22 protein-coding genes and 1 other RNA gene are annotated in these 20,324 nt (G+C 57.3%); 12 read left to right on the top strand and 11 right to left on the bottom strand.

From position 1 onward, the window contains the following. Positions 1-121 precede the first annotated feature (121 nt). The 6 genes from OVA03_RS13580 to OVA03_RS13555 all read left to right on the top strand — a co-directional run bounded on the left by OVA03_RS13580 (position 122) and on the right by OVA03_RS13555 (position 6,580). The gene (locus OVA03_RS13580) at positions 122-1,018 is read left to right on the top strand and encodes a hypothetical protein (RefSeq protein WP_267525488.1); all 897 of its coding nucleotides are present in this window, start codon (positions 122-124) and stop codon (positions 1,016-1,018) included. Positions 1,019-1,220: 202 nt separating this feature from the next. Further along, a complete protein-coding gene (locus tag OVA03_RS13575; protein ID WP_267525486.1) occupies positions 1,221-3,596 on the top strand; it encodes a chemotaxis protein CheA in 2,376 nt (791 codons plus the stop codon). After that, positions 3,593-4,036 carry a chemotaxis protein CheW gene (locus tag OVA03_RS13570; protein ID WP_189484448.1) on the top strand — a complete coding sequence of 148 codons (444 nt, stop codon included), beginning with the start codon at positions 3,593-3,595 and terminating at the stop codon, positions 4,034-4,036. The genes OVA03_RS13575 and OVA03_RS13570 overlap by 4 nt, the downstream gene beginning before the upstream one ends. Before the next feature lie 28 nt (positions 4,037-4,064). Continuing rightward, complete coding sequence (locus tag OVA03_RS13565; RefSeq protein WP_267525483.1) at positions 4,065-4,430, top strand: response regulator; 366 nt, start codon at positions 4,065-4,067, stop codon at positions 4,428-4,430. Positions 4,431-4,541: 111 nt separating this feature from the next. Further along, positions 4,542-5,705, top strand: coding sequence for a protein-glutamate methylesterase/protein-glutamine glutaminase (locus OVA03_RS13560; protein ID WP_267525482.1), 1,164 nt, complete (start codon positions 4,542-4,544; stop codon positions 5,703-5,705). Next, the gene (locus tag OVA03_RS13555; RefSeq protein WP_267525480.1) at positions 5,702-6,580 is read left to right on the top strand and encodes a CheR family methyltransferase; all 879 of its coding nucleotides are present in this window, start codon (positions 5,702-5,704) and stop codon (positions 6,578-6,580) included. The genes OVA03_RS13560 and OVA03_RS13555 overlap by 4 nt, the downstream gene beginning before the upstream one ends. A 138-nt stretch (positions 6,581-6,718) precedes the next feature. On the opposite strand, the gene recR is transcribed toward OVA03_RS13555, so the two are convergent. The 4 genes from recR to ffs form a co-directional block, all read right to left on the bottom strand. Beyond that, on the bottom strand, positions 6,719-7,321 hold the full coding sequence (recR, locus tag OVA03_RS13550) for a recombination mediator RecR (protein WP_267525478.1): 603 nt from the start codon (positions 7,319-7,321) through the stop codon (positions 6,719-6,721). Between the two features lie 169 nt (positions 7,322-7,490). Next, positions 7,491-7,820 (bottom strand): YbaB/EbfC family nucleoid-associated protein, encoded by a 330-nt coding sequence (locus OVA03_RS13545; protein WP_267527728.1) that lies wholly within the window; start codon positions 7,818-7,820, stop codon positions 7,491-7,493. After that, positions 7,817-9,649 (bottom strand): DNA polymerase III subunit gamma/tau, encoded by a 1,833-nt coding sequence (locus OVA03_RS13540; protein WP_267525476.1) that lies wholly within the window; start codon positions 9,647-9,649, stop codon positions 7,817-7,819. The genes OVA03_RS13545 and OVA03_RS13540 overlap by 4 nt, the downstream gene beginning before the upstream one ends. Positions 9,650-9,742: 93 nt before the next feature. Next, an RNA gene (gene ffs / locus OVA03_RS13535) (signal recognition particle sRNA small type) lies at positions 9,743-9,838 on the bottom strand. A gap of 140 nt (positions 9,839-9,978) precedes the next feature. Here ffs and OVA03_RS13530 point away from each other — a divergent pair. Further along, positions 9,979-10,179 carry a hypothetical protein gene (locus OVA03_RS13530; protein ID WP_267525474.1) on the top strand — a complete coding sequence of 67 codons (201 nt, stop codon included), beginning with the start codon at positions 9,979-9,981 and terminating at the stop codon, positions 10,177-10,179. Here OVA03_RS13530 and OVA03_RS13525 read toward each other — a convergent pair. The 3 genes from OVA03_RS13525 to OVA03_RS13515 are packed head-to-tail and all read right to left on the bottom strand — an operon-like array spanning position 10,176 to position 12,522. Next, positions 10,176-10,937 carry a class II glutamine amidotransferase gene (locus OVA03_RS13525; protein WP_267525472.1) on the bottom strand — a complete coding sequence of 254 codons (762 nt, stop codon included), beginning with the start codon at positions 10,935-10,937 and terminating at the stop codon, positions 10,176-10,178. The two genes, OVA03_RS13530 and OVA03_RS13525, sit on opposite strands and share 4 nt — an antisense overlap. Positions 10,938-10,949: 12 nt before the next feature. Beyond that, positions 10,950-11,795 carry a prephenate dehydratase gene (locus OVA03_RS13520; protein ID WP_267525470.1) on the bottom strand — a complete coding sequence of 282 codons (846 nt, stop codon included), beginning with the start codon at positions 11,793-11,795 and terminating at the stop codon, positions 10,950-10,952. A gap of 1 nt (position 11,796) precedes the next feature. Continuing rightward, positions 11,797-12,522, bottom strand: coding sequence for a 3-deoxy-manno-octulosonate cytidylyltransferase (locus OVA03_RS13515; protein ID WP_267525468.1), 726 nt, complete (start codon positions 12,520-12,522; stop codon positions 11,797-11,799). Between the two features lie 222 nt (positions 12,523-12,744). On the opposite strand from OVA03_RS13515, the gene OVA03_RS13510 reads away from it, so the two are divergent. Beyond that, on the top strand, positions 12,745-13,413 hold the full coding sequence (locus OVA03_RS13510) for a c-type cytochrome (protein WP_267525466.1): 669 nt from the start codon (positions 12,745-12,747) through the stop codon (positions 13,411-13,413). Between the two features lie 152 nt (positions 13,414-13,565). Here the strand turns inward: OVA03_RS13510 and OVA03_RS13505 are convergent, their stop codons facing one another. Both OVA03_RS13505 and OVA03_RS13500 read right to left on the bottom strand, forming a co-directional pair. Then, entirely contained in the window at positions 13,566-14,432 is an 867-nt protein-coding gene (locus OVA03_RS13505) for an NlpC/P60 family protein (protein ID WP_267525463.1), read from the bottom strand. Between the two features lie 115 nt (positions 14,433-14,547). Continuing rightward, on the bottom strand, positions 14,548-15,972 hold the full coding sequence (locus OVA03_RS13500; RefSeq protein WP_267525461.1) for a leucyl aminopeptidase family protein: 1,425 nt from the start codon (positions 15,970-15,972) through the stop codon (positions 14,548-14,550). A gap of 109 nt (positions 15,973-16,081) precedes the next feature. On the opposite strand from OVA03_RS13500, the gene OVA03_RS13495 reads away from it, so the two are divergent. The 3 genes from OVA03_RS13495 (at position 16,082) to OVA03_RS13485 (ending at position 18,556) form a co-directional block, all read left to right on the top strand. Then, positions 16,082-16,894, top strand: a complete 813-nt coding sequence (locus OVA03_RS13495; RefSeq protein ID WP_267525459.1) for a tetratricopeptide repeat protein — start codon at positions 16,082-16,084, stop codon at positions 16,892-16,894. 241 nt (positions 16,895-17,135) lie between these two features. Then, entirely contained in the window at positions 17,136-18,182 is a 1,047-nt protein-coding gene (locus OVA03_RS13490) for a ribonucleotide-diphosphate reductase subunit beta (RefSeq protein WP_420710427.1), read from the top strand. A gap of 53 nt (positions 18,183-18,235) precedes the next feature. Further along, positions 18,236-18,556, top strand: coding sequence for a hypothetical protein (locus OVA03_RS13485; protein ID WP_267525456.1), 321 nt, complete (start codon positions 18,236-18,238; stop codon positions 18,554-18,556). 14 nt (positions 18,557-18,570) lie between these two features. Here OVA03_RS13485 and OVA03_RS13480 read toward each other — a convergent pair whose 3' ends face one another. Continuing rightward, on the bottom strand, positions 18,571-18,846 hold the full coding sequence (locus OVA03_RS13480; RefSeq protein WP_267525455.1) for a hypothetical protein: 276 nt from the start codon (positions 18,844-18,846) through the stop codon (positions 18,571-18,573). Positions 18,847-19,003: 157 nt separating this feature from the next. Between OVA03_RS13480 and OVA03_RS13475 the strand changes: the two genes are divergently transcribed. Further along, positions 19,004-19,855, top strand: coding sequence for an alpha/beta hydrolase (locus OVA03_RS13475; RefSeq protein ID WP_267525452.1), 852 nt, complete (start codon positions 19,004-19,006; stop codon positions 19,853-19,855). On the opposite strand, the gene OVA03_RS13470 is transcribed toward OVA03_RS13475, so the two are convergent. After that, complete coding sequence (locus tag OVA03_RS13470) at positions 19,856-20,275, bottom strand: translation initiation factor 2 (RefSeq protein ID WP_267525451.1); 420 nt, start codon at positions 20,273-20,275, stop codon at positions 19,856-19,858. It lies immediately after the preceding gene. Between the last annotated feature and the right edge of the window lie 49 nt (positions 20,276-20,324).

Raw genomic sequence — 20,324 nt, 5'->3', positions numbered from 1 at the left:
GCGCTACCCGCTCCGGCGGCTCGGTCCCCCGGCAGGCCGGGGGAGTAAAAATGTATCTCTACAAGCTCACTGGCGAGCGGGGCGATCGCCGTCAAAGCTCCCCTGTTTTAATGGAGATCAAATGGCACAGGTGGAGTTTGGCTTTTATCCCAATACCTTCAACTATTCAGGCGATAAGATAAAGATCACAACACTTCCCGACTTGAAACATAAAGTGGATTATGTTGCGTCGTGGACGTCTGTTTACAATGGTTGGATTTATGCTCCGAGACTCGAATTAGAGAACGGTGGAGAGGTTACACAACTCCCTTATACAAACCGTTATTTTGGAATGCCGATGACTCATACAATTGAGCATCAGGATAGCGATCCTCACCGATTATGGTTTCTTGTGTGGGTATTCGGATTTCTAGCCGGGATGAAAATGATGCCAGAAGGTCATCTTTTCTTGGACTCGACACCACTTAAATCCGGAAGCCTGAACGATTTTTATGCCAGCAATAAGGAGCTTAAAATCGGATTGGAATGTGCCGATGCCCTTTGGGATAAGCACGGGGCAAACAATTTGGGAATTCAAAATTTGGAAGGTGCTATTCATGCGTTATGGTTAGCCAAGCGACGTAACCTCCTCCAATTTGAGGAATTTACATACGCCTACCAAGCCTTAGATGCTTGTTGGCGTGCAAGCGCAGAAATAAAGGGCCTTAGTTCTGTTAATTCGGCTCATGCTAATCGCTTAGAGGCGATGGCCATACATTTTAATATTGAAAAACCTGAATGGTTGGACCTTCCCAAGATCAGAAACTCATTATTTCACGAAGCACTGATTAGCGATGGCTCACGCAAACTCCCATTAGGATATGCAAATATTCCTAGCGCAAGAAATCCTTCTATTCCGTTTTCCTACGAGATGCTTTGCTTTGTACGCCGAGTAATTGTCGGCCTTCTGGACATGCCTGCAAAAAAGTACATTCAATCCTCAATGACATCGATGCAACAGCAAGCTCTCCTCGACTAAATCCGCTCTCCACCGTTTCATCGGGAAGGAGATACAGAACCAAATCCTACCGCATTACCCGCAACCCTTTAAAACCCTAGATTTATTTCTCATTAATCTTTTGCCAACGGTCTCTTAACCAAACCCTGTCTATAAAGTTTATCCGGGGCCAAAGTGCGTTTGCAAAAAGCACGGGCGGCTTAGAAAACTGACGGGGTATGCTGTGGACGATTTGATTGCCGAATTCCTGACCGAGACCGCCGAAAGCCTTGAGGTGGTCGATAGCGAACTGGTCAAGTTCGAAGCCAACCCTAATGAGCGCAAGACGCTCGATAATATTTTCCGCCTGGTGCACACCATCAAAGGCACCTGCGGGTTCTTAGGCCTTGGGCGCCTTGAAGCGGTTGCCCACGCCGGAGAGACCCTGCTGGGCCGTTTCCGCGATGGCAAGCTGGAGGTTACCTCCGATGCCGTGACCCTGGTGTTGCACTCTATCGACCGCATCAAGTTCATTCTGTCGGGTCTGGAATCGACCGGCAATGAACCGGACGGCGACGACCATGACCTGATCGCCCAACTGGAAGCCATGGCCGAAGGTCAGGCCGTTGATATTTCCGCCGTGCAGTCTGTCGACGTGCCGGATCGCCCGATTGGCTCTGAGACTGATCCGATCCTGGCTCCCGAGGTGGTGCAAAAAGAACCTGAGCGCAATTTACGTCCCGGCGAAGTGTCCGAAGCTGAACTCGAAGCCGCCTTTGCGGCTGCCGAAGCCCCCGACTGGATGAACGAAGCCGTCGCCGAGGTTGAGCCTGAGCTGAGCGTCTCCGAAGTCGCCCCGGCACCGGTTGCTGCGACTCCTGTCGCTGCAAAAGCCGCCCCCACGTCCTCGGACGCCCCCGCCCCGATCATGGGTGAAGACAATGCCATCGCCACCACCCAGTCGATCCGCGTGTCGGTTGACGTGCTGGAAGGGCTGATGACGCTGGTGTCGGAAATGGTTCTGACCCGCAACCAGTTGCTGCAGATTTCGCGCAACCGCGAAGATTCCGCCTTTGCCACCCCATTACAGCGTCTCTCAACCCTGACCGGTGAGTTGCAGGACAGCGTGATGAAAACGCGCATGCAGCCGATTGGCGCAGCGTGGAAAAAGCTGCCCCGTCTGGTGCGCGACTTAAGCCACGAACTGGGCAAGAAAATTGATCTGGTCATGGACGGTGAAGGCACCGAACTTGACCGGCAAGTGCTGGAACTGATCCGCGATCCGCTGACCCACATGGTCCGAAACTCGGCTGACCACGGTTTGGAACCCACGGCTGAGCGTATCGAACTGGGCAAGCCTGCCGCCGGTACGGTTAAACTATCGGCCTTCCACGAAGGCGGCTATATCGTCATCCGTATCGCTGATAACGGTCGCGGCCTCAACACCGCCCGCATCCGCGAAAAAATCATTGAAAAGGCGCTGGCCCCGCGCAACGAAGTCGAAGCCATGTCGGATCAGCAGATCCACCGCTTCATCTTCGCGCCCGGCTTCTCGACCGCCGCAAAGGTCACCAACCTGTCGGGCCGCGGCGTCGGCATGGACGTGGTGCGCACCAATATCGAGCAAATCGGCGGCCAGATCGATCTGGTCTCGGTCACAGGTCAGGGCACAACCTTTACCATCAAGATCCCGCTGACCCTGGCTATCGTGTCTGCCCTGATCGTCGGGGCCGGGCGTCAGAAATTTGCCGTGCCGCAAACCTCAGTTATGGAACTGGTCCGCACAGGCCCCAATGCTGAGCACAGAATAGAAAAGATCAATGACGCGCTGGTCCTGCGTCTGCGCGATAAACTGCTGCCGCTGGTGCAATTAGGCCCAACCATGCAACTAGAGGCCGCCCAATCTGAGGACCCGACCTTTGTCATGGTCATCCAGGTCGGTGAGCGCCGTTATGGTCTGGTCGTCAATGACGTTCTCGATACCGAAGAAATCGTGGTCAAGCCGCTGGCCGGAATCTTACGCTCAGTTCAGGCGTTTTCGGGTGCCACCATCCTCGGTGACGGCTCGGTCGTGCTGATTCTCGACCCGAACGCCCTGTCGGAATATGCCGGCAACATCATCGACGAGAAATCGGCCGAAGACGGAGACATCGTTGTCGCGTCGGTGGAGACTGAAAAAGTGGCCATGCTGCTGTTTAAAGCAGGTGCAGGCGCGCCCAAGGCGGTTGAGCTTGAGCACATCACGCGCCTTGAGCACATCGAAGTCGAAAAGATCGAGCGCATGGACGGCCGCGCCGCCCTGCAATATCGCGGCAAGCTGATGCCGATCTTGAACGTCAGCGAAGGCTCCGGCCTGATGGCCGAAGGTATTCAGCCGCTGCTGGTCTTTACCGGCGAAGGCTACGCCATGGCGCTGGCGGTCGATGAGATCGTCGATGTGGTCGAAGATTCGTTGTCGATCGAACTGTCACCGGATCGTCAAGGTGTCCGCGGCACTGCCGTCGTCGCCGGTCGCGCCTGTGAAATCCTCGATGTCGATTACTACCAATTCCGCGGTCTGGCTGAACATGCCCGCAAATCTACCAATACTGACTCCGAAACCGGAAAGGTCGCCGCATGAGCATCCGTGATTATGTAACCCTGCGTGTCGGTGGCCAGTTGTTCGGCGTCGATGCTGCGCGCGTCCATGACGTGTTCCATCCGCGCGGCTTAACGCCTGTGCCATTGTCGCGCTCTGAAATCGCTGGTGTGCTGAACCTGCGTGGCCGGATCGTGACCGCCGTGTGCGCCCGCAGACGCCTGGGTCTTGGCCCGCGCGAAGAGGGTGCGCCTGAGCCTCTGGCGATTGGTCTCGAAGTGCATGGTGACAGCTATGGCCTCGTGATCGATTCCGTTGATGAAGTCCTGAAACTGGATGACGAAAAGTTCCACGCCGCCCCCGGCAATTTACCGCCGCGCTGGGCAGAAATAATTGTCGGCGTTTATCAATTGGAAAAGGAACTTCTGATAGTGTTGGATCCACACACGCTTTTGGATGCCGGGCATCTCAAGGCCGCTTAGTTTAGCGTAATTTTAGGGGCTTTTTAGAATGAAAACCTGCCTTGTTGTTGATGACAGCCGCGTCATCCGTAAAGTCGCCAGACGTATTCTGGAGAACCTTCAGTTTGAAGTGCTTGAGGCCGCCGACGGTCAGGAAGCGCTGGATGCCTGTAAGGCCGCCATGCCGAACGCGGTTCTTCTGGACTGGAACATGCCGGTCATGGACGGGATCACCTTCCTGCGGGCCTTACGCAAGGAACAGGGCGGCAAAGACCCGGTCGTCGTGTTCTGCACGACCGAAAACGATCTGTCCCACATTACCGAAGCCCTGACCGAAGGGGCATCCGAATACATAATGAAGCCGTTTGACGGCGACATTCTCGAAGCCAAATTCCAGGAAGTCGGCTTGATCTAGGCGTTTTTACAACGCCTATTTTTTTGACGGTATCCGGTAACCATAATATGAAACAAGCCTCATATGTCAGCTAACCCCCATCCTGCGGCCTCGTTACGGCCCCTGAAAATCATGATCGTCGATGACTCGGCGGTGGTGCGGGGTCTTGTCACGCGCTGGATCGAGCAAGAATCAGACATGGTTCTGGCTGGTTCCGCCACCGACGGGGCCAAGGCGGTTGAGCGCGTCAAGGACATCCAGCCCGATGTGCTGATCCTCGACATCGAAATGCCGAACATGGGCGGCCTTGAAGCCCTGCCTAAGCTGATTGCCGCAAAGCCGGGCTTGAAGGTTCTGATGGCCTCGACCCTGACGACGCGCGGTGCTTCGGTCACCATCCGCGCGCTCGAACTGGGCGCTGCGGATTATGTCCCTAAGCCCGATTCGTCGCGCATTGGCGGTGCCGACGGTTTCCGCACCGAACTGCTGACCAAGATACGCGCCCTGTGTGGACGCACCCGTTTGTGGCCAGTTCCTCCGTCAGCGACGCCTGATACCAAGTCTGAGCCCGCACGGCCATCGTCGCTCGCGCCGTCAGTCACGCCATCATTGGCAGCAACGCCCGCACCGGCACCGCGTGCGGCCAATATGGCACCGCTGAAAACCGGACATGTGGCCGCGCCCTTGCTGCGCCCGCGTACCGGCCCCAAGCGCATCGACCTGCTGGTGGTTGGCTCCTCGACCGGCGGCCCGCCCGCCCTGCGTAACTTCCTGTTGGCCCTTGGGCCTGACTGGAAGATCCCGGTGCTGATCGTGCAGCACATGCCCGCGACCTTCACCACCATTCTGGCCGAGCACCTCGATAAGGCGCTGCCGATGACGGTGCGCGAAGCCAAGGACGGGATGCTGATTGAATCACGCAATGTTTATATCGCCCCCGGCGACTGGCACATGACCATCAAGAACGATCCGATCGTCAAGCAGATCAAGCTCGACCAGAGCCCCCAGGTCAACTGGTGCCGTCCGGCGGTCGATCCTTTGTTCCGGTCCGCCGCCGAAGTCTATAGCCACCATGCCCTCGGCGTTGTGCTGACCGGCATGGGCCATGACGGCCGCGATGGTGCGCAGGCGCTTGTCAATGTCGGGGCTACCGTAATGGCGCAGGACGAAGCCACCAGCGTCGTCTGGGGTATGCCGGGCGCGGTCGCAGAGGCTGGCCTTGCCGAACTTATTAAACCTATTGAAGGGCTGGCGCAGGCCTGTAAGACTTTTGCGCGCGGGGAAAGACCACAATGACACCTGAAGACATCGAACATCTGGCCGCCCTGCTCAAAGCCCGCTCCGGTCTCATCCTGGGGGCAGATAAGACCTATCTGATCGAAAGCCGTCTGGCGCCAATCGCGCGTAAGGAAGGCTTTGCCAATGTCGCGGGCCTGCTGACGGCGCTTCGCACCCGTCGCGACGAAAAGGTCATTCTCGCCGTGGTCGATGCGATGACGACCAATGAGACCTTCTTTTTCCGCGACAAAACTCCGTTCGACCAGTTCAAGTCCGACGTCCTGCCCGCCTTTGCTAAGTCGCGCGTTTCCGGCGACATCAAGGTATGGTGTGCGGCCTGTTCGACCGGTCAGGAACCCTATTCGCTGGCCATGATGATGGATGAAGCCCGCGCGCAGTTTCCGCGCATCAATCTCGATATTCTGGCGACCGACATTTCCGATCGCTGTCTGGAAAAAGCACAGGCCGGACTCTATACACAGTTCGAGGTTCAGCGCGGCCTGCCCATCACCATGATGGTCAAGAACTTTGAAAAAGTTGATGAAATGTGGCGTATCTCGCCCAAGATGCGTCAGGGTGTCCGCTTCCGTAAGTACAACCTGCTGGATGATCTGCGCGGCCTGGGCCGGATGGATGTCATCTATTGCCGCAACGTGCTGATCTATTTCGACATTGCCACCAAAAAGCGGGTGCTGGAGCAAATGGCCACCATGTTGGCCGACGATGGTTTCCTGTTCTTAGGGGCTGCCGAAACGGTGCTTGGGATTACCGATGCGTTCAAACCGTTGCAGGGTACGCGCGGTCTTTATGTCAAGAACATGAGCGCGTCGGCCTCCTTGCGCCCATCCGCAACTTCAAGCGCGCCACCGCTGCGCGCCGCCGGTGCGGCTTAAAGCCACAAATTATAAATCGTGAGATTACCGCTCTGATGAAAGCCGTCAGTTTGGATGAGATGCTAGGCGTCTAGCGCCGCAGGTACACTTAAGTACCTGCCAGCGACGACAACGCCGCAGATCGCCAAACTCACGGCTTTATCGGCGTTGCTTGAAGGCGTGGGAAATAGTCCCATCATCCAGCCAGTCCAGTTCACCGCCTACGGGCACGCCGCGCGCCAGATAGGTGATCTGCACGCCATTATTAAGCGGCCTTAAGCGATCGGCGACATAATGGGCGGTGGTCTGTCCCTCGACGGTCGCGGGCAGGGCCATGATGACTTCGGTGATGTGACCGGCGCGCACCCGCTCAACCAGTCCGTCGATGCGCAGGTCTTCCGGCCGAACGCCGTCCAGCGCCGACAACAGCCCGCCCAGCACATGATAACGTCCGCTGAACGCGCCCACCCGTTCCATCGCCCACAGGGCTGAGTCTTCTTCGACCACGCAGATCATGGTTTTGTCGCGGGCCGGATCAGCGCAGGTCGCACACGGATTTTGAGTCGATAAGGCCCCGCATATCCGACAAGATTCCACCTTATCGGCGGCGTCTTGCATGGCGTTGGTCAGCGGGATCAGTAGTTGCTCGCGCCGCTTGAGCAGCGCTAACGCGGCCCGTCTGGCTGAGCGCGGCCCAAGCCCCGGCAGCTTAGACAGCAGCGCCATCAATCGCTCAATTTCGGGACCTGCGCCAATCGCCATGAACGGTTTTTCCTGAACAAGAACTCCCCCTGTTGCAGGGGGAGCTTACGCCGGTAAATCCGGCGTAAGAGGGGGTAAATGGCAGCAACTAAACCCTAGTCACCCCACCCGCCCTTCGGACACCGGCACCGGCCGCCCGGCTCCCCTGCATCAGGGGAGGTTCTAAGATTTAAAATATCTTGGGCATGCCAGGGAAAGCCCCCATCCCGCCAAAGGGACCAGCGGCATCTTTCATCAGGTTGGCATTGACCTCATCCAGCTTTCGGCGCGCATCAGCATGGGCCGCCACGATCAGATCGCTCAGGATTTCAGGGTCTTCGGACAACAGGCTGGGGTCGATTTTAAGCGACAATAATTCGCCCGCCCCTTTGAGATCCAGATTAACCAGCCCGGCCCCCGACGTACCGGTCACGACCGTGGCGCTCATCTTGTTCTGGGCTTCGGAGAATTTCTGCTGCACGGCCTGAGCCTGCTTCATAAGATTATTAATATCCATCAGTCGTCATCCTTATCGGGAGTTTCATCGGCAGATGTAGGAATTACGGGCGTGGTGTCAACCGGCTTGGGCTTCTTGCGGAACCCGGTCATTTTAGCCCCAGGGAAGGTGGCCATAAGCTGAGTCATGAACGGATCAGCCAGAACCGCGGCGCGCGCTTCATCGGCTTCACGCTTATCGCGCTCATAGATGGACTCAGCCCCGCCCTGCCCGTCGGTGGCGATCAGCCATCGCTGCCCCGTCCATTCCTTAAGGCGCAGGGACAGTTTGCGCACCAGATCGGCCGGCATGTTGGGCGCAGGCTCAAAGGTGATCGCCCCCGGCATAAATGACACCAGCCGCACATAGCGTTCAACATCAACACGCAAACCGATTTCGCGCTTTTGTTCGATCAGGGCCATGACATCGGCAAAAGAGTTTAACTCGATCTGGAGTGCTGTCTGCACCTGCGGGCGCATCATCACGGCGGCATTACTGTTGGCACCGCGATACTGAGACGTCACCCCGCCCCCGCCGCCGGACGGGCCTTGAGGCGCACCACCGGCCAGCAGATCTTCGCCATTTTGCAGCCGTTTCAGCAGGGCTTCCGGCCCCGGCAGATCAGACACGTAGCAGAACCGCACCAACGCCATTTCGGTCGCGGCTGCCGGATCAGGTGCACGTCGCACTTCCTCAAACGCCTTAAGCATCAGCGTCCACAGGCGCGACAAAGTCCCCGCCGATAAGGCCGCCCCCAGCAGGGTCACGCGCTCAGCCGTTTCCTTAGGCAAGCGGGTCGCTTCGGCCCCTAAGACCTTGGCGACAGAGCAGGCATGGCAATATTCCAGCATATCGCCCATGATTTGCGACGGATCGGCACCGTAGCCATACAGCGTCCTGAACCCCAGCAAAGCGTCCTGAATCTGACCGGCAATGATATTTTCAAACAGACTAAGCGTGGCCGAACGGTCGGCCAGCCCAAGCATGTCGCGCACCAGTTCGCCGGATACCGGCTGGCCCTCATCGCCCTGCACCAGCGCCTGATCGAGCAAAGACAAACTGTCGCGCACCGAACCCTCAGCCGCACGGGCGATCAGGGCAATGGCGTCGGGTTCGATCTGCGCGCCTTCGAGGCGACAAATTTTCTCCAGATGCGGTATAAGCGTCTCCGGCTCAACCCGGCGCAGGTCAAAGCGCTGACAACGCGACAGGATGGTGACCGGAACCTTGCGGATTTCAGTGGTCGCAAAGATGAACTTAGCGTGGGGCGGCGGTTCTTCGAGCGTTTTCAGCAGGGCGTTGAATGCACCTGTTGAGAGCATGTGAACTTCGTCGATCACATATACCTTATAGCGCGCCTCAACCGGGGCATAGCGCACGCTCTCCAGCAGTTCGCGCATGGCATCGACGCCGGTGCGCGACGCGGCATCAAGCTCCAGCACGTCGATGTGACGGCCTTCGATGATCGCCTGACAGTGAATACCAAAGGTCGTCAGATCGACGGACGGGCCATGCACGGTTTCGGATTCATAATTGAGCGCGCGCGCCAGCAACCGTGCGGTTGTGGTTTTCCCGACCCCGCGCACGCCGGTCAGCATAAAGGCGTGGGCGATCCGGCCGGTGGCAAAAGCGTGGGACAGGGTGCGCACCATCGCTTCCTGACCGATCAGATCCTCAAAGGTGCGTGGGCGGTATTTTCGCGCCAGCACCGTATAGGCTTCGGAAGTAAGCGGGGCCGGGGCCGCCACGGCCTTGACGGGTGCCGTCTCACCGAAAATATCCGCCGTGAGGTCATCGCGCTCGAACTCAGGTTCAGCACCAAACGGATCATCGGTTTCAGGAAAATCGGACATAGCTAGGGTTATATATCCAAACTCAGGCTTTTCCAGCACAAAGCATACGCAGCGATAAGCCGTGTGAGGTGGTCTGTGGAAAATTTCTGGGAATAAGGTGAGACCGCGCGACCCGAAGGTGAATTCGTTGTGGCTGCTGCCTTCCGGCCCTGACCAGATTGGCGAGGCCTTCGCCCGCGCGATCTCAAGGGCTATATGCTTATTTTGGAGCGTGGATGCAAGAGGGAATCTGAAACCTCGGACTTACAGCCCGCTTACACCGATCACGAACATGCGTCTTAAAGCCTTACGCCGATGGGCGTATCATGGGCAAAATAAGGAGGACGACCATGACCGAACATGCCCATCCCAATAATCAGGACAATATCATCGTCGAAAACTACGATGTCGAGCCGGCCCATTTCAATGAGGATAAGCTGTCGCTGAAACGATCCTATCTGGAATGGATCGGTCTGGGCCTTGCGGTTACGGCGACCGCGTTTCAGGCGGTATTTACGGTCATTTTTCTTAGCCATTTCCTGACGGTCTAAATAACCTCACCACCGCGTAAAATCAGCATGCTATCTGGCACAACCAACGTCCATGCTTCGTCCTGCGTCAGGGGCTGAGTGGCGATAACGATGACCTTATCGTCGGGCGTGGTCTCAGCCGCAAAATCTACCTGCACATCCTCATCAATCAGGGTCGCCCGACCAAACGGCGCTTCGCGTTTGATATAGCACAGCTTTTTCGAGCATGAGGCATACATTGACCGCCCATCGGTCAGCAGAGCATTGAAGACGCCAAGGCCGCGTAATTGGGCGAACAGGTCTGAAATTTCCCGATCCAGAACCTTGGGCGGCGGGCAGTCAGGGAAGGTCTTGACCAGATAATCCATGACAAAACAAAAGGCATACTCGGAATCGGTTGTGCCAATGGGCCTGAAAAAACTTAAGGGGAGTTCCTTCACACCCTTAAGCTGGCCATTGTGCGCAAAGGTCCAGGCCCGCCCCCACAGTTCGCGGGTAAAGGGATGAGTATTTTCCAGCGCCACCCGCCCGCGGTTGGCTTTGCGGACATGGGCGATGACCATGCGGCTTTTGATTGGATAGTTCTTCACCAGCGCCGCCAGTTCTGACTGGGCCGATGGGTTCGGGTCATGAAAACTGCGGCAGCCTTTGTTTTCATAAAAGCTGATGCCCCAACCGTCCTTGTGCGGGCCGGTTTCACCGCCGCGCTTCGCCAGAGCGGCAAAGCTGAAGCGGATATCGGTCGGCACATTGGCGTTCATGCCCAGAAGTTCGCACATGGTTTAGGCCTGTTATTTCCTGCGAAATTCGTCCTGCGGATAGACGCCCAAAATCTCGACATCGGTGGCAAAGAATTTCAGTTCTTCCATAGCCAGTTGCAGGGCGCGATCAGAGGGGCGCGCCTCAACATCGGCATAGAAAAACGTCACCGAGAACGAACCGTTTTCCGAATAGCTTTCCAGCTTGGTCATATTGACGCCGTTGGTGGCAAACCCGCCCAGCGCCTTATAAAGCGCGGCTGGTATTGAGCGCACCCGGAACACAAAGGTGGTGACGCAGGGCACTTCCGGGGCCGGATCGACCACGCTCTGCTCGCCCGTCAGCACCAGAAAGCGCGTGGTGTTATGGCGCGCGTCCTCAAGGTTGGGGCGGATGATCTCAAGGCCGTAAAGCTCTGCCGCCACTTCCGGGGCAATCGCCGCCCGGTCCATAGCGCCGCTGTCTTTCAGCGCGCGGGCCGACCCTGCCGTATCGTGAAACACTTCCGGCAGAATGTTGAGTGCGCGCAACGAATTGCGGCACTGCATCAGGGCCATAGGGTGAGAAAACGCGACCTTAATATCGGCAAGTTTCGCGCCCTTATTGACCATCAGGTTCATCTCGATCGGCAAAAAGCGCTCACCGATGATCTTCAACCCCGAATGGGGCAGCAGGTGATGGACATCCGCCACCCGCCCGGCCAGCGAATTTTCGACCGGAATCATACCGAGGTCACACTCACCGCTACGCACCGCCGCGAAGGCTTCCTCAAACGTCGGGTGCGCCACCGCTTCGGCACCGGGAAACCAGCGCTTTATGGCCTGATGGCTGAAGGCGCCGGGTTCGCCCTGAAAAGCGATTCTTTTAGGATGTGACATGTTAGAATCCGTGGGAATTGGCATAGGCAATTGCGGCATCAAGGTCTGCCGGATTATCAACCGACAGGGGCGCGTCCTCTACCACCAGCGCATAGATATTCATATCTATTTCGAGGGCGCGCAGTTGCTCAAGCTTTTCAAGCACCTCCAGCGGTGACGGCGGGGCCGCGGTAAAGGCCTCCAGCGCCGCCCTCCGGTAGCCATAGATGCCGATATGGCGCCAGATCGGCGCGTTACCAAACAGGGTCGAGCGGGTGAAATATAGTGCCTTGCCTGATGTTGTTAGCACCGCCTTGACCACATCCTTGTTGGTGCGGTCGGCAGAGGAATGTTCGGGTGCGACCAAGGTGGCAATGTCGGCCTTGGGCTGATCTTTTAACAGGGCCACGGTGCGGCTGATGACCTCCGGATCGACAAACGGCATATCGCCCTGAAGATTGATCACAATGTCATGGCGGCCTTCCGGATCGACGGCCCTGAGTGCGGCCATGATTCGGTCAGATCCCGACGGCAGGGCCGGATCAGTCAGTACGGCTTCTCCCCCGTGGACCACAATCGCATCGACAATGGCCTGATCACCGGCGGCCACGACGACACGTACATCGCGGGCTTTTTGCGCCTGCTTCATCACCCGCACGATCATGGGCAGGCCCGCAATATCGGCCAGAGGCTTATCCGGCAGGCGCGTAGCGGCCATGCGGGCGGGGATAATAACCAGTGATGTCACCTTGCAAAAACCTCCGGAGTGCGACGATTTGACACAGCTTAGGCCCTTTTTCGGCAAAAAGCCGCAAACGCGCCTTGCGTCTTTTGCGGTAGCGTGTCAGACAGCCAGAGGCAAGCCAAATGCAATATTATGCGCCAATGGCGGAGGAACATAGTTTTAAGGAATCATCCGATAAAGCTATGGTTGCCACAATGATAAACATATGAGGACGTTTGGGCCCCCATGAGCGGTGATCTTAAACTGAATATGATAATGGGTGCGGGCCTTGCGGCCGCACTGGCCATTATGGGTGTACGTATCGGCGCCGATGCGCTTTACCACACCGAAGCCCCCGAAAAGCCCGGTTATCTGATCGAAGTGGCCGAGGTCGCCGAAGGTGGCGAAGCGGCGGGCCCTGAAATTCTGCCCGACTGGGGCACGGTTCTGGCGACCGCCGATCTGGCCGCCGGTGAAGCCCAGTTCAAGAAATGTATGTCCTGCCACCAGGTCACGGATGCCAATGGCACCGGCCCCGGCCTTAATGGGATTGTCGGTCGACCGACCGCGGCCCACGCTGGGTTTGCCTATTCCGACGCCATGAAGGCCCACGCCGGCCCCGCGCCCAACTGGACCTATGATGAGCTTTATCACTTCCTCGGCGCACCGGGTAAGTGGGTCAAGGGCACCAAGATGGCCTTTGCCGGCATCAAAAAGCCTGAAGACCGCGTCAACCTGATTGCCTGGCTTAAGACTCATGGCTCGGCCGGTTATGCGGTGCCTGCGCCCGATCCAACCCGCCAACCGGGAGCCGCGACCACCGCTGCGGCTCCGGTCGAAGGCGCACCGGCTACGGCTCCGGCTGAAACGCCCGCGGCTACGGCAGCGACACCCGCCGCAACCCCTGCGGCGTAAGGCAAAAGATATCGAGATAAAAAAGCCCTGTGGAGCGATCCACAGGGCTTTTTAATGACATAACCAGCAAAAGACCTTTCACTATGCCTCCCTGCCTGTGGTGGGGAGGGGGACCATGAACTGAGTGAATGGTGGTGGGGGGCTTTTTTACTTTACAGGCGGCGAAACCCAGTAGGCTGTCCTGAACCCGAAGCCTCAATGCGAGCCACAGCGTCTTTCAGGGGTTCAATGGCCGTCTTCATGTGAAAGGCATTGGCGTGAATGATGGTTTGCGCATCGCGCATGATCGCGACATGGCCTTTCCAGAACACCAAATCGCCGCGCCTGAGCCCGCTCAGGTCAGCGTCAACCTCAATCTCATCGCCAAGCTCGGCCGATTGCATGTAGGTATCGCGCGGGCATGACCGGCCCGTGGCGTAAAGCGCCTGCTGCACCAGCCCAGAGCAATCAACCCCGATGCTTTCGCGGCCACCCCACTGATAGGGCGCATGCAGGAAGGTTTCGGCCACCGCCACATAATCGTCTGCAAAACGATCAAAACCGCTTAAGTGCGCCGAATAGACCCAGCCCAGATCGTTAATGAACGAAAACTTGCCTTCTTCGCGCGTCACGCTGACCAGCGAATTGAGGCTCAAAATCTTCTTGATCTGTGACTTGATCGACGTATCGGCAAACACAAAGGTGCGTAAGGTCGCAACAAAATGCGTCGGCAAATGCCAGTCCGGCGTGAAGGCACCGGCATGGACGTAGCCGACATAGCCGTCACGCATCGACTGACCCCAGACATAATCATGCTTGCGCTCAATGACCTTAAAACGCTCACCAAACAGGATCTGGTTGGATTGTTCGGCGTGCGCTCCCGGCTCATCCGACATGGCGGCTGAGGTGACATTGCAGGTCAGAAGCTCACCCACCACATAGCGCGCCGCCGTAATGACGCCTTGCAGGGCAATCTCGGCTACACCGTCCTTATAGGGGGTGAGACGCGGGTCAAATCGGGGGTCACGTTCATGCGCCATAAAGCGTCCAAACCTTCTGCTTAAGCTGTACTCTTCAGCCTCCACCATAGCCGAAGGATACGAAAACCCCGTTAACAGCCAGCCTTAATTTTGTGTGATCACGAGCGAGGTAGGATCACAGCCCTTTGATAAGCCGGTAAACGGCCCTTAGCGTATGGGCCGCCGCCCCCGGCGGATAGCCCGGCACACCGCGCGGGTTCCAGCCATAGATATCAAAATGCGCCCATACGCCGGTTGTGGGGGCGAAGCGTTGCAGGAACAGGGCTGCGGTTACTGATCCGGCCTGCGCCCAGCCTTGCGGATCGTTGCGGATATCGGCAATGTCGGATTCGAGCGCGTCCTTATATCCCGCCCACAGTGGCATCCGCCATAACGGGTCATGCTCGGACAGGCTGGCGATTTCCAGACGGCGAACGATCTCTTCGTCATCACAATAGAACGGCACCACTTCCGGCCCCAGCGCGATCCGCGCCGCTCCGGTAAGCGTTGCAAAATCGAGCGTCAGGTCGGGGTTGATCTCCGATGCTCGCGTCAGACCATCGGCCAGCACCAGCCGCCCTTCGGCATCGGTATTGCCAACTTCGATGGTCAGCCCCGCCCGCGATGACAGTACATCGCCCGGTCGGAAAGCCTCCCCGCCGATCGAATTTTCCGCCACACATAACAATATCGACAGCTTCACCGGCAGATGGGTCGCCATGATCCAGCGCCCCAGCGCCAGCACATGCGCCGCCCCGCCCATGTCCTTTTTCATCAGGGCCATACCGGCCCCGCCCTTCATGTTCAGCCCGCCGGTATCAAAGGTAATGCCCTTGCCCACCAGCGCCACGGTCGGAAGGGGCAAGCCCTCACTGCCGATGGGCGACCAGGTGATCTCTATAAAGCGTGGCGCACGTTGTGGCGGGGCGGCCCGCCCGACCGCATGAATGGCCGGATAGTTTTGCGCCAGCAAATCATCGCCGCTGATAACCGTAATGGCCGCGCCACACTCATCAGCCACCGCACGAGCGGCGGCCTCAAGCTCAGCCGGGCCCATATCCTGTGCCGGGGTGTTGATCAGATCGCGAGCCAGATTATGGGCGGCGACCTCATGACCCACCGCCTCAATCTGCGCGGGCGTCAGATCCGTGGTATCGAGTTTGACCTCATGCCTCTGGTGTTTACCGCTCTCGCCCTTATAGCGGTCAAAGCCGTAGACGCCTAAGCCCCACGCCGCATGGATAGCGCAGCGATCAAGGCCAGCATCGGCCTTCAGCACCCAGTTGCCCTTGGGCAATTGCGCAGGCAAGGCGCGAAACAGCATCGGATTATAGGCCTTGCGCGCGCCTAAGCCGTACCAGGCCGTCACCCCCTTGCCTTCCGGCAGCAGAATGAGCGTGCCTGCACGGGCCGCAAATGCACGAGCCGCCGCATAGGCACGGGTCGCCGGTGACGCCTCAGACAGCCGGGCCGCCAGTTCATCCTCGAACACCGCGATGATCTGGTGTTCAGGGGCAGATTTGCCAGAGGCATTTGACGTGGATTTCAGCGGCTTGGCCATGAGGGGCTCTCGGTATGAAGGCGTTTTTAACGGTTTTAACCCTATCTTCATCGCTGTCACTGAAATCTTAACGCCGCTACTCTTTTTGAGTCGGATCGGAACCTTGCGCATGGCCTTATTCAAATCCGTTGTCATCGGGGCCGCTGCCGGATGGATGGTGATGGTGCCCACCGTCATGGCCTTTCCGTTTGGTCAGAAAAAAGCCGAAGCACCCGCCGCAGCCCCTTCTAACAAGGCCATGCTGCCGGTTGATCGCAATGAAGCCCTGCGCGCCGACCCGCTTAGCCGTTCAGCCTATTTCGCCCGCGCCTTTGAGCGTAACCCCACCGATGCTCAGGCGGGGATCGACCTCAGCCATGCCCTGCGCGCCCTTGGTCGGTTTGATGAGGCCGCCGATGTCGCCCACCGCGTCCTGTTGTTTGCGCCTAATAATGTCGAAGCCCTGACCGCCGCCGCCCGCGCCCATATCGCCAGCGGCAACGGCTTTTACGCCATTGAACCACTTGATCAGGCGCTGAAACTAAAACCCAATGACTGGCAAAACTGGTCGCTGATTGGGGTAGCCTACGATCAGTCCAAACGCGGCGCGGAAGCGCACACCGCATGGGATAAGGCACTTACCCTGTCACCAGAAAACCCCACCGTCCTGACCAATAAGGCCATATCGGCCGCATCGGGCGGCAAACTGGCTGAGGCCGAAGCCTTGCTGCGTCGCGCGGTGGCGCGTCCCGAAGCGACCTTGGCCATGCGGCAAAATCTGGCACTGATCTTAGGGCTTGAGGGCAAGATGGCCGAGGCTGAGGCCCTGCTGCGCCGTGATCTGCCGCCGGAGATTGCCGATGCCAATCTGGCCTGGCTGCAACACAGCCTGAGCGGCCCCGCCAATACCCGCACATGGGAAGCCCTTAAGGCCGGCAGCTAACCGTCAATAATTATGGTCGCCGCCCCAAAAATCCGGATGCACACCGTGATCAGCCGTGTTAACGAATAGCCGAATTGATCCGTGGGCTAAATTAAGTCCGTATGATCACGGCGGATAAAATTATCCCCAAACCAGACCGACAAACACACACAATATGTAGATATTAACCTAGCCTTAACTACAAAATGTGGTGATATAGACGACAGTTTAATCGCGTCGCTTACGATTCGGGATATAGTTCATGAGCCTCATCACATCTGCTTCTTCTTTGCCTGGCCTGCTTACCCCTTCGGCGGCCTATAAGCCGTTCCGTTATCCGTGGGCGTTTGATTACTGGCAAAAGCAGCAGCAAGTCCACTGGCTGCCCGAAGAAGTGCCGCTGGGCGAAGATTGTAAAGACTGGGCGTCCAAGCTCAATGACAATGAACGCAACCTGCTGACCCAGATTTTCCGCTTCTTCACCCAATCCGACATTGAGGTGCAGGACAACTACATGGAAAAATACGGTCGCGTGTTCAAACCGACCGAAATCAAGATGATGCTGGCCGCGTTCGGTAATATGGAAACCGTCCATATCGCCGCCTATGCGTTGCTGCTGGAAACGATCGGCATGCCGGAATCGGAATTTGGCGCCTTCATGCAGTATCAGGCCATGCGCGATAAGCACGATTTCATGCAGAAATTCGGCGTTGAAACCAATGCCGATATTGCCCGCACCCTGGCCATGTTTGGCGGCTTTACCGAAGGGCTGCAACTGTTTGCATCGTTCGCCATGCTGATGAACTTCCCGCGCTTCAACAAGATGAAGGGCATGGGTCAGATCGTGTCATGGTCGGTGCGGGATGAAAGCCTGCACTGCGAAGGCATCATCAAGCTTTATCACGCCTTCAACAAGGAAACGGGTGCAGTCACCAAGGCCGTAGCCGATGACATCGTCGATTGCTGCAAGAATGTGGTGATGATGGAGGATAACTTCATCGATCTGGCGTTTGAGATGGGTCCGGTTGAGGGCATGACGCCGCACGATATCAAGCAATATATCCGCTATATCGCCGACTGGCGCCTGCGTCAGTTGGAGCTGCCGGAAGTCTACGGCGTCAAGGAAAACCCACTGCCGTGGCTGCAGGTGCTTTTGTCGGGCGTTGAACACGCCAACTTCTTTGAAGCCCGCGCAACGGAGTATTCCAAGGCCGCCACCAAGGGTCAATGGACCGGCGGTGAAGGGGTCTGGGGCGCGTTTGATCAGTTGATGAAAAAACGCTCCGACGCCACGCTGGGTACGAACTAAACAAAAAAGCCTCCGGAAACGGAGGCTTTTTACGTTGTCTATGGAACCTGAATATGAATGACGAACGGCGTGAAAAATTAACTGAGGATATGGAGCAATTAGGGGAAAGCGGAGTCCGAAAAAAACTGACTGCGGGTTATTACGGAGAGGACAAACGCCCATACGTTAAAGCTTGGTTAGAGGAAATTGAAAATGATCGCCTCAATGAAAGAGAACACGAAAACACTCTACATCTAAAGGATCAGGCATCAGCGAGCCAAAAATCTAATCGCATAGCTATGCAGGCACTTCAAAAGGCCGAAAATGCAAATAAAATCGCGATTGTATGTGTATGCGTTACTTTATTGGGTCTTTTAATTAGCGCCCTCAAATAAATCCCTCCCCCGCTTCACAGGGGCGGAGAATTGTTCTGCGAAAACAGCATCAGCCCAAACAGCACTGCGGCACCGATTACATAGCCGACCTTGACGGAGGCAAAGCGCGGCGTCAGCAGGGCACGCGCCACATGCAGGGCGATCACCAGTCCCAAAAGCTGAAACGACAGGCCGGCATTGAATCCGAACGACGTAAAGGCCACAAACACATAGATCAGGCTCAACAGCCAGAACAGCGTCACCGACACCACCGTCAGCGAATGCCAGAGCGCTTGACCTAATTCTTTCATGACCATCCTCCGTGACTGTGCGTCATATAGACCATCCCGCTAACAGGCACAGCCCCTGTCGCGCGCAGGTTCTCATCGCTTTCTTACGAACGCCGACTTAGCGTGGACGTATATCACGGCCATAATCCAAATCCGTCCCCGACACGTAAGCTTTTATATGAATAAACGCAGCTTCTTATCGCTTATCGGCCTGACGGGATTAGCCAGCGCTTTAGCCGGTTGCAACACCTTAAGCGCGTTCAATACCTTAACGCCCAAGGACGCAGACAGCGATCGTCTGGCCCAAAACATCGCCTATGGCGACGGCCCGCGCCAAACCTACGATGTTTACGGCCCGCGCAAAGGGGCCCGTAACCTTCCCGTCATTGTGTTCTTTTATGGTGGCGGCTGGAATTCCGGCTCAAAAGACGACTACGCCTGGATGGGCCGCGCGCTGGCGGCTTTGGGTTATATCGTCGCCGTGCCCGATTACCGGCTGGTGCCGCAGGTGCGCTATCCTGATTTTCTGACCGATAGTGCCGCCGCCGTCCGCCACGTCACAAGGCACATCCACGAACAGGGGGGCGATGCCGGGCAACTGATTCTGATGGGCCATTCGGCGGGGGCCTATAATGCCATGATGCTGACGCTGGATAAGGCGTACCTGCCCGATATCGCCGTCAAGGCCACGATCGGCCTTTCCGGGCCTTATGATTTTTATCCCTATGATGTCGACTCGACCATCAACGCCTTTGGTCAATGGCCACGCCCGCAAGAAACCCAACCCATCCATCATGTGCGCACGCTGGATACGCGCTTTTTGCTGATCCACAGCCGCGCCGACACTATTGCCCGTGTGCGCAATTCCGAGGTCATGGCGCAAAAACTGAGCGCGTCAGGCAATAAAGTGACGCTAAAACTCTATGATGAGATCAGCCATCAGGACACGGCCGCCGCCTTTTCGGTACCGTTTCGCAATAAGGCGCCGGTACGCAAAGACGTGGCCGATTTCCTGATGGCTATGGGTTAGTTACTGAACGGCCGCAACCGCCGGAACCTCATCAGCTTTTTCAAGCTTGACGGTCAGCGGATTGGGCACCAGATCCTTCATGGCCCCGGATGATCCATCAACCGCCGCGCCTATAATCCCGCCGACCAGCACATTGCCGGCCATCGCCGCCCCGCCGCCGCCTGAGATTTTATTGGTCACATGGCCTGTCCAGGTCTTGTAACCGGCCTTGGTGATGGTGACATCGAACTCAGATTTACGCGGCATTTTGAACGAACACGGCGTCGCGTCGCAGGCAAAGCCGTGCGTGGTCTTAACCGCAGCCCCAATCGGATCGGTTTCAACGACGAACACATCATTGGTGCCGCGCGTGATGGTGGCGCAGCCCGACAAAGCGGCCAGCGCAGCACCTGCTGCGGCCACGAGAACTAATTTTTTCATGTTTATAACCCCTTACGAGCCCTGCCCCAAACCCTATGTATCGAATCGG

This window comes from Asticcacaulis sp. SL142, assembly GCF_026625745.1.
In the GTDB taxonomy this organism is placed as follows: domain Bacteria; phylum Pseudomonadota; class Alphaproteobacteria; order Caulobacterales; family Caulobacteraceae; genus Asticcacaulis.
This window is presented reverse-complemented; position numbering and strand designations above follow the sequence as displayed.

What these genes read in the sequence shown, in the direction of transcription:
- OVA03_RS13480 (WP_267525455.1), bottom strand. Translation starts at nt 18,846, where the DNA reads ATGAAAGAATTAGGTCAAGCGCTCTGGCATTCGCTGACGGTGGTGTCG.
- OVA03_RS13525 (WP_267525472.1), bottom strand. Translation starts at nt 10,937, where the DNA reads ATGTGCGAACTTCTGGGCATGAACGCCAATGTGCCGACCGATATCCGC.
- OVA03_RS13555 (WP_267525480.1), top strand. Translation starts at nt 5,702, where the DNA reads ATGACACCTGAAGACATCGAACATCTGGCCGCCCTGCTCAAAGCCCGC.
- OVA03_RS13570 (WP_189484448.1), top strand. Translation starts at nt 3,593, where the DNA reads ATGAGCATCCGTGATTATGTAACCCTGCGTGTCGGTGGCCAGTTGTTC.
- OVA03_RS13565 (WP_267525483.1), top strand. Translation starts at nt 4,065, where the DNA reads ATGAAAACCTGCCTTGTTGTTGATGACAGCCGCGTCATCCGTAAAGTC.
- OVA03_RS13510 (WP_267525466.1), top strand. Translation starts at nt 12,745, where the DNA reads ATGAGCGGTGATCTTAAACTGAATATGATAATGGGTGCGGGCCTTGCG.
- OVA03_RS13470 (WP_267525451.1), bottom strand. Translation starts at nt 20,275, where the DNA reads ATGAAAAAATTAGTTCTCGTGGCCGCAGCAGGTGCTGCGCTGGCCGCT.
- OVA03_RS13530 (WP_267525474.1), top strand. Translation starts at nt 9,979, where the DNA reads ATGACCGAACATGCCCATCCCAATAATCAGGACAATATCATCGTCGAA.
- OVA03_RS13580 (WP_267525488.1), top strand. Translation starts at nt 122, where the DNA reads ATGGCACAGGTGGAGTTTGGCTTTTATCCCAATACCTTCAACTATTCA.
- OVA03_RS13495 (WP_267525459.1), top strand. Translation starts at nt 16,082, where the DNA reads ATGGCCTTATTCAAATCCGTTGTCATCGGGGCCGCTGCCGGATGGATG.
- OVA03_RS13520 (WP_267525470.1), bottom strand. Translation starts at nt 11,795, where the DNA reads ATGTCACATCCTAAAAGAATCGCTTTTCAGGGCGAACCCGGCGCCTTC.
- OVA03_RS13500 (WP_267525461.1), bottom strand. Translation starts at nt 15,972, where the DNA reads ATGGCCAAGCCGCTGAAATCCACGTCAAATGCCTCTGGCAAATCTGCC.
- OVA03_RS13475 (WP_267525452.1), top strand. Translation starts at nt 19,004, where the DNA reads ATGAATAAACGCAGCTTCTTATCGCTTATCGGCCTGACGGGATTAGCC.
- OVA03_RS13540 (WP_267525476.1), bottom strand. Translation starts at nt 9,649, where the DNA reads ATGTCCGATTTTCCTGAAACCGATGATCCGTTTGGTGCTGAACCTGAG.
- OVA03_RS13505 (WP_267525463.1), bottom strand. Translation starts at nt 14,432, where the DNA reads ATGGCGCATGAACGTGACCCCCGATTTGACCCGCGTCTCACCCCCTAT.
- OVA03_RS13485 (WP_267525456.1), top strand. Translation starts at nt 18,236, where the DNA reads ATGAATGACGAACGGCGTGAAAAATTAACTGAGGATATGGAGCAATTA.
- OVA03_RS13560 (WP_267525482.1), top strand. Translation starts at nt 4,542, where the DNA reads ATGATCGTCGATGACTCGGCGGTGGTGCGGGGTCTTGTCACGCGCTGG.
- recR (WP_267525478.1), bottom strand. Translation starts at nt 7,321, where the DNA reads ATGGCGATTGGCGCAGGTCCCGAAATTGAGCGATTGATGGCGCTGCTG.
- OVA03_RS13490 (WP_420710427.1), top strand. Translation starts at nt 17,136, where the DNA reads ATGAGCCTCATCACATCTGCTTCTTCTTTGCCTGGCCTGCTTACCCCT.